Below are 11,712 nucleotides of genomic sequence, written 5' to 3'. Positions count from 1 at the left end.
AGGAGCTATAAGAAAATGCAAGCTTTTAAAAAATTAACATCTAGCGCTATTCCTTTATGGCTGAGTGATATTGATACAGATATGATTATTCCTGCTAACTTTCTAACTCAAACAACAAAAGATGGCTATGGAAAAAGTTTATTTCACAATTTAAAAGAAAAAGATCCTGACTTTGTTTTTAATAATCCAGATTATTCAAACTCGCAAATACTAATTGCTGGTGATAACTTTGGTTGTGGCTCATCTAGAGAGCATGCTGTTTGGGCTCTAGTTCAAGCAGGTATCCGAGTAATAATTGCACCATCTTTTTCTGATATATTTTTCAATAATGCCGCTAAAAATGGTTTATTGCTAATCTCCTTAGATAAAGATGTCGTTAAAAACTTATGTGATAAAGCAGAAGATTCAAAATTTAGTATGACTGTTGATCTAGAGAATCAAACTGTTTCTGCAGATGAAAATACTTATAGTTTTGATTATGATCCTTTTCGTAAAAACTGTCTTATCAAAGGACTTGATGATATGACTTACCTTGTCGAGAAGCTAGATATAATCAAAAAATTTGAACAATCAAAAAGAGGCTAAAATGGAAAAGAATATTGCTATATTAGCAGGTGATGGAATTGGCCCTGAAGTAATGGAATCAGCAATAAAGGTTCTTGATGCTGTTGCTAAAAAATATAATCACAAATTTAATTATACTAAAGCTCTAGTTGGTGGTGCTGCATATGATAAATACAAAAGTCATTGCCCCGAAGAAACTTTAGAAATATGTAAAGACTCTGATGCTATACTTTTTGGCTCAGTTGGTGGACCTGTTGAAGCTCAAAATGAAGAAAAATGGCAAGGCTGTGAAGCTAATAGTATTTTAGCCCTTAGAAAACACTTTGGTTTTAACATAAATATTCGCCCTAGCCAAATATTTCCATCATTAAAAGAAGCATGTCCTTTAAAAGATAGTCGTATTGCAAATGGTGCTGATATTGAGATCTTCAGAGAACTTTCTAGAGATATCTACTTCGGAGAGCATAGAACTTTTACTGATGAAAATGGTACAAGATGTGCTACAGATATCGCTGAATATGATGAACATACAATTAGAAATATTGTTACTCAAGCATTTGAAAGAGCTACACAGCGCTCAAATAGATTAACATCTGTTGATAAAGCAAATGTCTTAGATACATCAAGACTATGGAGAAATATAGTCAATGAGGTAGCAAAAGACTATCCAAGTGTTACTGTCAATCATATGTATGTCGATAACTGTGCTATGCAAATGGTTTTAAACCCAAGTCAGTTTGATGTTATGGTTACAGGAAACCTTTTTGGCGATATTATCTCTGATTTAGCCTCTGTACTACCTGGATCAATTGGTCTAGTGCCATCTATTAGCTTAAATAAAGATGGTTTTGGTCTTTATGAACCATCCGGTGGATCTGCATATGATATCAAAGGGCAAGGTAAAGCAAACCCAATAGCGCAAGTACTATCAGCATCTCTAATGCTTTCTTACTCATTTGGCTTAGTTTCAGAAGCCGAAGCTATTGCTAATGCAATTAATCTAACTCTTGAAGATGGTTTTAGAACTCAAGATATCTATACTCAAGAAACTAAACTAGCTTCTACTGAAAAATTTACAAATGAAATTATAAAAAGATTGTAAATTTATTTATCCTAATGAAATATTATGCTTATTAGCTATAGTAGTCACAACCTTGGCTACTATTCCATATAAAATACCTAATACAATAGTGATTATCCCTAACCATAAGAAGTAGTTTTGGTAAATTCCTAAACTTACCATTGGATCAATCTTACCATCTGGTATAGCAACAAGCTGGCCTAACTTACCCGATAAAGCTCCCCCTAGTGCTATCGCAAGCATAAAGAAGCCCATCCCTAATGTTACTATTTCTTTTCTAAAGTAAATAGCAATCATTGAAAAACCTATTGCAGCGACTAATAGCTCAGCTAAGGCTCCAAAGAAGAAATAGACAAACATCCAGTTACCATCGACAAAGCCAGTTACCTGTGTCAACTTTATCACCACATATAAACTTAGAGGCGCTATACCAGCAATTACAGTTCCTATAGAATATTTATAAGGTACAGATAAGTGTTTTACACTCTTTTTATATAAAATAGCTAATAACGGACTCAAAACAATTAACCAAAAAGAATCTAAAGATGCATAAGTTGCTGGAGATACATCAAACCCTATCAGATTAAGTGAAACATTATGCTTTGCAAATAATACTAATGTCGAAAACATTTGGCTATAGACAATAAAATAAATCACCGCTTCAATAACTAAAATCACCCCTATAACTTGTAAAATAGTCTCTTTGCGATCACAAGCGTTTCTTGCATCATTTAACATATATATGAATGTTAGAATACATAAGATTATTATCAAATATAAAGAAATATCTGTAACTTGGAATAAGCCATAGCATATTAATAACTGAGCTAAGCATATTAGTGATATTAAAAGCTTAACCTTAGTAGTCATTGATGGTGTATCAGATCCTACATCTTTTAAAAGCTTTGCACGCCAGAAATAGTTTGATATTGCAAGAAACATACCTATAACACATATGATGAATGCATAAGAATAACTAGTGTATTTTGCAATTATCGGTGTAAAGGCTATAGCAAGGAAACCACCAATATTTACTCCCATATAGTATACTGTAAAAGCTGAATGAGACTGTGATGGATTATCATTAAAAATTTTTGAAATTAACGATGTCGGTGCTGGCTTAAAGAGTCCATTACCAACAATTATAAGTGATAAAGCCCAATTTACATGACTTAAATCAGTTGATATTGCTAAAACAATATAACCTAATAACAAGAATACCGCGCCTATAACTAAAGCATTTTTAACACCTATATATTTATCAGATAAGTACCCACCTATGGTTGGTGTAATATAAATTAGCGAAGCAAATATTCCAAAAATCAAATATCCTTGTGATTCACTAATATGACTAGCAGTTATAAAAAGCATAAAAAGAGCTTGGAAACTATAAAAAGCATACCTTTCCCATAACTCTACAAACCATAATACAGAAAACTGTCTTACTTTTATGTCTTTTATCAAAACTATTCCTCTACTTAATTATTTAGATTAAAGGGATAATGTAACCTAAATAGTGCTAAACCTAAAGTAGATTCTATTTTATTAACTATAAAATTGACTCTAACTGCCTAGTCACATAAACTTTTTTATACACCTACTCTATTTCTAAAGAAATGGTTATAAACAAGCTTGATGAGAATTCTTTTAATATTTATGTTGAAAATGACTCTGTAATTTCTTTTGACTACAATACTAGTCATCATGGTCAACTTAAGCTTTACAATAAAGATACTATAGTTGAATGCCACCCTATACAAGCTACTAATCTAAAAACAAAATACTATCATGTCGAGTGGTTACTAGAATCACATAAAGAATATATTCTTAAAATAGTCTGTGATACACAAAGTTTAAATATAGAGAATGGTTGGGTATATGATGATTCATTACTTGAGCATGGAGGAGTCTACTTTAGTCTTAAATATGGACAATTCCAGTCACATCATTCTCATAATAACTCTAACCTAAAAGATACAGAACGTCTACAGTATCACTTTACAGCGAAAAATGCATGGATAAACGATCCTAACGGCCTAGTTTACTTTAAAGGTAAATATCATATGTTCTACCAACATTATCCTTATGGTAAACATACTGCAATGCTACACTGGGGGCATGCTGTTTCTGAAGATATGGTACATTGGCATCACTTACCTATTGCCATTTATCCACAAAATGACCTTGATGACAGATATATAGGTGGAGCTTTCTCAGGTAGTGCTATGGTTGTTGATGATGAATTATTTCTTATCTATACAGAGCACTTTGAGGATCTAGAAAATTCTCCTGATATTTTCATCGAAAAACAAAATCTAATAAAAAGTAAAGATGGTATACATTTTTCAAAACCTGAAACTATTGTTAATCGTAAACCTGATTTTTGCTCTTATGATTTTAGAGATCCTAAAGTATGGTTTGATAAAAATTTTAATTGCTATTATATGGTGATTGGTACTTATGCAAATAACTATCCAAGCGTTGCACTGTATAGATCTGATGATGCTAAGAGCTGGCATTATCATAGTATCTTATTTCAAGAAAAAACTATCTCTGGAAGAACACTAGAATGCCCAGATTTATTTTATCTAGATGGCAAATATGTACTAGTACTTTCAATTTTTACAACAAAAAATAAAAAAGACTTCGATTATCAGTCTTTCTATTATATTGGTAATTTTGATGGTAAATACTTCTCTGCTAAAACTCCTCCTACATACATAGACTCTGCAAAAGAGTTTTATGCTCCACAGACTTTTGAAGCTAACGGTAATAGGTATGCTATTGGTTGGATGAACTGTTGGGAAGATCATAAAAACCGTGCTAATGAAGATTCAGCTGGTGCCATGAGTCTAATGAGACAGCTCAACGTTGATAATGATAAGCTTATTTCTTACCCCGTCAATGCCTATAAAAACCTTAGGGTACAACGCTTACAGTCAGGAAATTTTAATGAAAGTATTAGCTTACCAGCAAATCTTATCGAGTTAAATTTAGAGTTTAATTCAAATAATACGTGGCAGCTAAACCTTTTAGAAAATAATCATAAATCTGTGATTGATATTTGTTATCAAAATAATCAGATATCAGTAAAAAACAGCCTAAATCAAGTTATGAATGAAGCTTTTATAAAAGATATACATTCAGAAAATATATCTGTAGATATCTTCTTAGATACAACAAGTATTGAGCTTTTTGTTAATAAAGGCCAAGAGTCTATCACAATGAGGTTTGAGCATCTTAGTGACATAAAGAATACGATGAAAATCAATGCTTCAGATCAAAATAACCTAACCATCAAACTATATGAACTAAATTCAATATGGCAATAAAGACTAGAGAGAATACAAATGGCATCAATTAATACAAATAATCAATTATCAACATTTACTGTTCCAGAAGATTTAATACTAAAAGCTGTGAGCATCTGCTTCTTTGCAGCATTCATTACTGGAGGATTTGGAGCAATACTGGGACTAGTATCACCACAGATATCTAGTCATTATGGCGTTAATGTTTCCCATATTGTATATATTGATGTTTTAAACATATTAGGTCTTTTGATAGGTAATGCTTTAAGCTCAAAAACCATGAGTTCTCTAGGTTGTAGAAACACCCTGCTAATTGCTCTAATAATTGGTCTAATTGCACAGTTTACTATTGCAGCTGGGTTTCCTCTATATGTCTATGCTATTTGTGCCCTTTTAAATGGTACTTGCGTGGGCTTTTTGGTACCTGCTGTTAGTCAAACAATCCATGCGGCATATACAAAAACTGGTAAAAGTGAATCACGCTTAAATGTTTTAAACTTTTTCTTTGGAGCAGGTTCGGCATTTGTGCCTTTTGTCGGTGGTCATATAGTTGAGCAATTCTCATGGCGAGCGGTGTTTATCGGTATGGGCTGTTTATATTTAATCCTATTTATTATTATCTTTTTATCAAAATTTGAAGAAAAAGCGGCTGTAACTATTAGTGATGATCTAGTTGATGAATCTGATACCGCTAAACCAAAACTTTTAAATATAAGTGTAGTTCTAATAGCTCTAGCTATAATGATTTATGTATATATTGAGTATATTGTTTCTTATTGGTTCTCACCATATTTACAAGAAGCTAAACATGTAAGTGTTACAGATGTTGGACTTGTTATTGGTCTATTTTGGGGAATTATTGCAATTTCTAGATTAATAGTAGGACTATTTGTACTTACAAAAATTAAGCCTGCTGTTTATATTATGATTAGCTCATTTATTACTCTAGTTGGTTTTATAATATTCTTAATTGCTAATAGTCTTACAGGATTTATCATAGGTGGTATCATACTTGGTTTTGGTTGTGCTGCAATGTTTCCAACACTTCTTGGATATGGTATCAATAATGCAAACTACTCTAGTCCAAAAATCTCCTCTTTTTTAATAATGTCCGGCTCTATAGGTGCTTCAATTTGCTTATTTATTTCAGGATTCTTAGGTCAACATATCGATAAACAAGTACCTATAATTCTTGGACCTATACTTTGTGTGATTATAATTATTTTGGTATTTACCGTATATGTAAGGAACAAAAAAATTTCTAGCTAAATAACTATACTGCTTGATATATAACAGGAATAAGCCAAAACAATAATCCTAACATTAAAATTCCTCTCATTGCATTTTTTATACTAGGATTTTTATACTTTAAAAGATCCCATGTATGAATAATTGCGGATAAGCTAAAAAATACTAGACAACAAAGAAGTATCGTAGCATCGGCATATACTCCCCATTTTTTTAGATAAATAAAAACACCTACTAATGCAACTGCCAAACTATTTGCTCCTGACTGTAACTGGTATGAGTGGTTAGTCTCTCTTGCTAATGATTTTGCTGATTCTTGACCAAAAAATATGCCTTCTATCCCAGAAAGTCCTGACATTGCCAAAACTACTATTAACATATCATAATGTAATACTTCAACGGCATTATCTTTGTATATATATGAAACAGAAAAACCTCCAATAACTATAATACTTATTCGCAGGATCTCTATAATTTTTGAAACCATATGTTTTATAACCTAACTTTTCTCCCTTTTAAAAAACTTTATCTTATTACAGTATCTAGTTCAAATGAACTAAACTATCTTTATAAACATTATATTGTCTGGAATATTTTTTTGATACAATCTAAAACTGTTTATAAGACAAATATTTTTAAAATGCTTAGTATAATTCAAAGAGTCAGTTGTGCAAATGTAGTTGTAGAACAGCAAAAAGTTGCTGATATAAATAAAGGTATCTTAGCCCTAATCTGTGTTGAAAAAGAAGACATTCATCAAAACTTTGAAAAGATGGCTGAGAAAATTCTTAAATATCGTATATTTGAAGATGATGCTGGTAAAATGAATTTATCTCTTAGAGATATCCAGGGAGAGATAATTCTTGTGCCACAATTTACTTTAGCTGCTAATACTCGTAATGGGAATAGGCCTAGTTTTAGTGATGGCTGCCCTCCTAATATTGCAAAAGGTAAATTTGAAGAGTTTCAAAAAATCTTTAAGAGCAAATATGAAAAAGTCCAATCAGGAATATTTGGTGCTGATATGAAGGTATCTCTAACTAATGATGGGCCAGTAACTTTTAGTTTTAAGGTATAAAAATGCAAAAAAGAATTTGTATAATTGGTGGTAATGGTGAAATGGGTCAAATGACTCAAAACATCTTTAGTAAGTTCCTACCTGAATATACTCTAACTATTTTTGGTCAAAATGATTGGCAGAATCCTGAGCAAAAGCTTACTAATCAAGATATTGTGATACTATCTGTACCAATATATATGACAGATGAGATTATAAAGAAAACTATACCTTACCTTTCTGAAGGAACTATCTTAGCAGACTATACCAGTATCAAAAAAGAGCCTCTAGATAGTATGTTAGCTAACTATGATGGTCCAGTTGTTGGTCTTCACCCTATCTTTGGCCCAACTATTAGCTCTCCAGATAATCAAGTAATTGTAGTCTGTGATGGTAAGCAACAAGATAAGTATCAATATTTTATCGATGATCTAGCAAGGATTGGCTTTAGTATTGAGGAAATGACTGCCGAAGAGCATGATGAAGCTATGACTTTTATCCAAGGTATTGAGCATTTTAGTGTATATTGTCTTGGAATGTTTCTTAAGCATAAGAATGTTGATATTCAAAAAATGCTAAAACTAGCTAGCCCTGTATATAAAATGGAGCTTAATATTGTTGGTAGGCTTTTTAGTCAAGGTCCTGGACTATATGCTGATATTATTATGTCTGATAAACAAAGACAACAAACTATTGCCGAATTCGCGGAGTTTGTAAACTCTAATGCTGAAAAAGTCTCTGATGGCGATAAGCAAACATTTATTGAAAACTTCAAAGCTGTTAAAGAATGGATGGGAGATTTCGCCCCACAATCATATAAAAATACGGATAAACTATTACTTAAAAAGAAAGGTTATTGATTCCTCGCGTTCATAATACTATTAATCCAAGAATGCTCTGTCATCCTCTCCGGTCACTGAGCGGAGTCGAAGTGTGACCATAGGATCTACTCATAATTAGTCTTAAAATTAGATTCTACGATCAAAGCCTGTGCTGAACTTGATTCAGTATCGTAGAATAACAAACTTGGACGTTTTTATTCATGTAGTGTCAGATCATGTAATAAGACTGCACACTGTGCTGCCACTACAATTAACATAATTAATAGTTTAAATAATTGTAAGTTTCAAAAAAGAATCTTTTAGCCAGAATTTTTAACAATCTCTTTAACTAATTTTTTACCTTTAATAGGATTAAACATTATAGAACTTAGAGATAAATGATCAGCTCCTGCATCTATATATTTCTTAGCATCTTCAATAGTATAGACACCACCACCACCAATTATAGTGATGCTATCACCAAACTCTTCTTTGGCTTTTCTAATAGCTGGCAAACTATATTCGTGTAACGGATAACCTGAAATACCACCTTTATCTGTAGGTATAGTATTACATAAATGGAAAGTTGTAATACCTACTGCAAGGTACTCTCTAATCTTAGCATTATGGTCTACCGTTGGAGGCATTTTGATACTGATATTTCTACCTTCAAATAAAGGTGCTAACTCAACTGGAAAGTCGACAATACTAGCATTTGGACAACCTATATTTATCTCAATATTTTTATGATTCGCAAATTTGGGTAGTTTTAAAGTTTCTGCAAAACTATGCCAATCTGCTACCTCTAGTGCCGCTAATGATATTATATCCTGAGCTCTCTTCGGCGGATTTGCATTTGCTAGCCCTGGATTACGTAAACCAATCTTATTACGCCAAGCATTTTTCTCTACTTTGCGAATAGTTTTGATTGCTTGTTTAATAAGTCCCCAACGTCTACTTACTGTAAAAGATCCATAAACATTAGAGGTCTCTTTAAATTTGAGATATTTACCAAAGGGTGGTGATATTATGATTTTTTTTAGATTTTGATTTTGCATAAAATAAAGCTCAAAAACATTTTGGGAATTCTAACATCTTATAAACTTTTTGCATAGTGCTATCAAATAGCAACCTTGACTTGATATATTATTTCTAATATATTTATATTATGCATTTTAAATACATAATATAGTTTATTTAAGGAAATATATGGCTGAATTTGTAAATTTTATTGAAGGCGCTGACTTTAACCAAGAGAAAGTTATTATCAAAAAACTAATAGAAACGCCTCTAACTAAAGAGATGCAAGTAAGCATACCAAAAGATATAACAATGAAAGAACATGCTGCACCACATCCAATAACTATCATGTTAGTTAAAGGAGATCTTAACTTTTATATAGCTGAGAAAAAGCATAATTTAAAAATTGGTGATTTAGCCTATCTAGAGCCAAATACTATGCATAGCTTAGAGGCTATAGAGAACAGTATTATCCGTCTATCCTTAGCAAAGGCAGACTCTGTTGAACATGTTAAAAAGATAGTAGATTAAAATTTTTATATACTAAACTCTTTTAGCTTCTCAACTATATTTTCAGCACGTAGAAGAGGCCTACCTACTATGATATAGTCAACGCCAAGCTCTTTAGCTTTTTTAGGCGTCAAAGCATTAAAATGATCATCACTTAAATCACTCTCAAGCCTTACACCCGGGACATATAATTTGATTTTATCCCCAAACTTAGCTCTGACATCTGCAACTAAATGTGGATGACATATAAAGTTTTCCACACCTAAATTCACACATCTTTCAAATTTAGCTAGACTATCTGCTTTATCAAAGTTTGCATCACTACTTAATGTAATCACTGCTAATGGAATAGCCTGCGTATCAGCACTAAGAGCTGCTTTGACCATATCATCACTAGCAGTACCGTGAAAAGTAAAGTACTTAAAGTTTGGTATAGCTTTTGAATAATTTTCTATCGCAGTCTTAACTGTATTTGGAATATCATGAAGTTTAAAATCTAAGAAGATATCTTTATCTCCTACTAGCTCATGAATTTCTTTAAATGATAGAGTTGAACATAAAATATGACCAATTTTGACACAGTCAACATGCTTTGAAACAGATGCTGTTTTCTCTAAGTCTGATTTAGAGATACCATCTGCTGAGAACATTATTTTCATTGAGTTTCTCAAAAGATTAATCGATGTTGAAACTATATATTAGTTTAATTTTCATTGATAGTAAACTATATTTTAACTTTACTACCACCATCCAGTTTTTTGAATATTTTGCAAGCTATTTGCTACTAAACCTAGATAATCAGGATTTTGAGGAATACCTTTGATATTTTGTTTTTTAACTAGTTTTTTTAGTAGTGATGTTAGATTTTTATCTTTTTTGATTGACTCAATATTTTTACTTATCGCTGGATATAGTTTTGCATCAACTTTTTTAATCTTATCACGATAATTAGTCAAACAATCTGAGCCTTGTTGGTCAAGTTGCTGTTGTGTAGCATTATTCAAATAATAATCTTCTATTTGTTTAGATAAATCCATCTGTAACTGGATAAACACAAGGAATGAACCTTCCTCTAATTTGTTTTGCTTTGCTAATTTTTTAGCATTTTGTAACACACGTACCTCTTGATTAGCATCATAAATTGGGCTCTTAAGCTTTGCTTTACATACCCCAACTCCTTGGATTAATGCTGCTCTTTGAACCAAAAGATTAAGTGGTTTATTTATCCCAGCAAAACAAAAACTTAGCATTGCGAAAAATAATATTAATACTTTTATCAATTTATCCATATATTAAACCTCATGATATTCTAAATTTCACTCTGTTATCACTAAAGTAAACCTTACGAAATTTTAACACTTTTATACATATATTGTGGTTTATAATTATTAATATAAATATCTTTTACAGCAAATAAGGAGTACAAGATATGTTAAAAAAATCTCTTTCAGTAGTCTCAGCTCTAGCGTTATCATCTTGTAGTGTTTTAGGGATAAATGACACTCCTCAAGCAAAATACACAAATATTAAAAAAGACAATAATTTCTCAGTTAGAGTTTATGCACCTCTTACAGAAGCTCAAGTTACAGTTCAAGAATCAAATTACAAATCAGCTGTAAATAAAGGTTTTGGCTATCTATTTAAATATATAACTGGTGCAAATATTGCTAAGCAGAATATTCAAATGACTGCCCCTGTTAAAATAGAACAATCATCAGAAAAAATACAAATGACCGCTCCTGTAATGATAAAAGGTGATGATAAGAATTGGACTATAGCTTTTGTACTACCAGCTAAATATACTCTAGAAAACGCACCAAAACCAACCAACGACAGAGTAAAACTTGTTGAAAAACCAGAAACAAAAATGGCCGTAATTACATTTAGTGGTTTCTTGGATAAGGATTCTATAGATTCTAACACTAGCAAACTTAAAACATGGATAAAATCTAATAACTATCAAGCTATTGGTCAAGCAGAAGCTGCAGGCTATAATCCTCCTTGGACCATTCCATTCTTACGTACTAATGAGATTATGATACCTGTGAAATAATCTAAAAATATTTATTTTTGCTCTTAAATAAATATAAATAATTATAT

Annotated in this window: 12 protein-coding genes and 1 pseudogene; 8 read left to right on the top strand and 5 right to left on the bottom strand. The window is 31.7% G+C overall.

What is annotated here, in order from left to right; translation table 11 throughout:
* Positions 1–15: 15 nt before the first annotated feature.
* Complete coding sequence (leuD, locus tag F7310_RS00260; RefSeq protein ID WP_072711080.1) at positions 16–585, top strand: 3-isopropylmalate dehydratase small subunit; 570 nt, start codon at positions 16–18, stop codon at positions 583–585.
* A gap of 1 nt (position 586) precedes the next feature.
* The gene (gene leuB / locus F7310_RS00255; protein WP_072711079.1) at positions 587–1,666 is read left to right on the top strand and encodes a 3-isopropylmalate dehydrogenase; all 1,080 of its coding nucleotides are present in this window, start codon (positions 587–589) and stop codon (positions 1,664–1,666) included.
* A 6-nt stretch (positions 1,667–1,672) separates the two neighbouring features.
* Here the strand turns inward: leuB and F7310_RS00250 are convergent, their stop codons facing one another.
* Positions 1,673–3,109 (bottom strand): peptide MFS transporter, encoded by a 1,437-nt coding sequence (locus tag F7310_RS00250; RefSeq protein WP_072711078.1) that lies wholly within the window; start codon positions 3,107–3,109, stop codon positions 1,673–1,675.
* A 152-nt stretch (positions 3,110–3,261) separates the two neighbouring features.
* Between F7310_RS00250 and F7310_RS00245 the strand changes: the two genes are divergently transcribed.
* Positions 3,262–4,977, top strand: coding sequence for a glycoside hydrolase family 32 protein (locus tag F7310_RS00245; protein WP_072711077.1), 1,716 nt, complete (start codon positions 3,262–3,264; stop codon positions 4,975–4,977).
* Positions 4,978–4,995: 18 nt separating this feature from the next.
* Positions 4,996–6,225 (top strand): MFS transporter, encoded by a 1,230-nt coding sequence (locus F7310_RS00240; protein ID WP_072711076.1) that lies wholly within the window; start codon positions 4,996–4,998, stop codon positions 6,223–6,225.
* A gap of 4 nt (positions 6,226–6,229) precedes the next feature.
* Here the strand turns inward: F7310_RS00240 and F7310_RS00235 are convergent, their stop codons facing one another.
* A complete protein-coding gene (locus F7310_RS00235; protein WP_072711075.1) occupies positions 6,230–6,691 on the bottom strand; it encodes a DUF6790 family protein in 462 nt (153 codons plus the stop codon).
* Positions 6,692–6,844: 153 nt separating this feature from the next.
* On the opposite strand from F7310_RS00235, the gene dtd reads away from it, so the two are divergent.
* Together dtd and tyrA are read left to right on the top strand one after the other, a co-directional pair.
* Entirely contained in the window at positions 6,845–7,282 is a 438-nt protein-coding gene (gene dtd, locus F7310_RS00230; RefSeq protein WP_072713498.1) for a D-aminoacyl-tRNA deacylase, read from the top strand.
* A gap of 2 nt (positions 7,283–7,284) precedes the next feature.
* Positions 7,285–8,121: a bifunctional chorismate mutase/prephenate dehydrogenase gene (gene tyrA, locus F7310_RS00225; protein WP_072711074.1), complete on the top strand. Its 837-nt coding sequence runs from the start codon at positions 7,285–7,287 to the stop codon at positions 8,119–8,121.
* Between the two features lie 249 nt (positions 8,122–8,370).
* Here the strand turns inward: tyrA and F7310_RS00220 are convergent.
* Positions 8,371–9,140 (bottom strand): annotated as a pseudogene (locus tag F7310_RS00220) (diguanylate cyclase).
* Positions 9,141–9,291: 151 nt separating this feature from the next.
* On the opposite strand from F7310_RS00220, the gene F7310_RS00215 reads away from it, so the two are divergent.
* Complete coding sequence (locus F7310_RS00215; RefSeq protein ID WP_072711072.1) at positions 9,292–9,633, top strand: cupin domain-containing protein; 342 nt, start codon at positions 9,292–9,294, stop codon at positions 9,631–9,633.
* A gap of 5 nt (positions 9,634–9,638) precedes the next feature.
* Here the strand turns inward: F7310_RS00215 and pyrF are convergent, their stop codons facing one another.
* Together pyrF and F7310_RS00205 are read right to left on the bottom strand one after the other, a co-directional pair.
* Positions 9,639–10,271, bottom strand: a complete 633-nt coding sequence (gene pyrF / locus F7310_RS00210) for an orotidine-5'-phosphate decarboxylase (RefSeq protein WP_173647409.1) — start codon at positions 10,269–10,271, stop codon at positions 9,639–9,641.
* 81 nt (positions 10,272–10,352) lie between these two features.
* Positions 10,353–10,901 (bottom strand): chorismate mutase, encoded by a 549-nt coding sequence (locus tag F7310_RS00205; RefSeq protein WP_072711071.1) that lies wholly within the window; start codon positions 10,899–10,901, stop codon positions 10,353–10,355.
* Between the two features lie 140 nt (positions 10,902–11,041).
* Here F7310_RS00205 and F7310_RS00200 point away from each other — a divergent pair, with 140 nt between their 5' ends.
* Positions 11,042–11,665: an SOUL family heme-binding protein gene (locus F7310_RS00200; protein ID WP_072711070.1), complete on the top strand. Its 624-nt coding sequence runs from the start codon at positions 11,042–11,044 to the stop codon at positions 11,663–11,665.
* Positions 11,666–11,712 lie beyond the last annotated feature (47 nt).

Origin of the sequence: Francisella uliginis (genome assembly GCF_001895265.1) — a bacterium.
Taxonomy (GTDB): domain Bacteria; phylum Pseudomonadota; class Gammaproteobacteria; order Francisellales; family Francisellaceae; genus Francisella; species Francisella uliginis.
Note: the sequence above shows the minus strand (reverse complement) of the source record. Positions and strands in the feature narration are given on the sequence as shown.

What these genes read in the sequence shown, in the direction of transcription:
- F7310_RS00200 (WP_072711070.1), top strand. Translation starts at nt 11,042, where the DNA reads ATGTTAAAAAAATCTCTTTCAGTAGTCTCAGCTCTAGCGTTATCATCT.
- dtd (WP_072713498.1), top strand. Translation starts at nt 6,845, where the DNA reads ATGCTTAGTATAATTCAAAGAGTCAGTTGTGCAAATGTAGTTGTAGAA.
- F7310_RS00240 (WP_072711076.1), top strand. Translation starts at nt 4,996, where the DNA reads ATGGCATCAATTAATACAAATAATCAATTATCAACATTTACTGTTCCA.
- F7310_RS00205 (WP_072711071.1), bottom strand. Translation starts at nt 10,901, where the DNA reads ATGGATAAATTGATAAAAGTATTAATATTATTTTTCGCAATGCTAAGT.
- pyrF (WP_173647409.1), bottom strand. Translation starts at nt 10,271, where the DNA reads ATGAAAATAATGTTCTCAGCAGATGGTATCTCTAAATCAGACTTAGAG.
- F7310_RS00215 (WP_072711072.1), top strand. Translation starts at nt 9,292, where the DNA reads ATGGCTGAATTTGTAAATTTTATTGAAGGCGCTGACTTTAACCAAGAG.
- F7310_RS00235 (WP_072711075.1), bottom strand. Translation starts at nt 6,691, where the DNA reads ATGGTTTCAAAAATTATAGAGATCCTGCGAATAAGTATTATAGTTATT.
- leuD (WP_072711080.1), top strand. Translation starts at nt 16, where the DNA reads ATGCAAGCTTTTAAAAAATTAACATCTAGCGCTATTCCTTTATGGCTG.
- F7310_RS00245 (WP_072711077.1), top strand. Translation starts at nt 3,262, where the DNA reads ATGGTTATAAACAAGCTTGATGAGAATTCTTTTAATATTTATGTTGAA.
- tyrA (WP_072711074.1), top strand. Translation starts at nt 7,285, where the DNA reads ATGCAAAAAAGAATTTGTATAATTGGTGGTAATGGTGAAATGGGTCAA.
- leuB (WP_072711079.1), top strand. Translation starts at nt 587, where the DNA reads ATGGAAAAGAATATTGCTATATTAGCAGGTGATGGAATTGGCCCTGAA.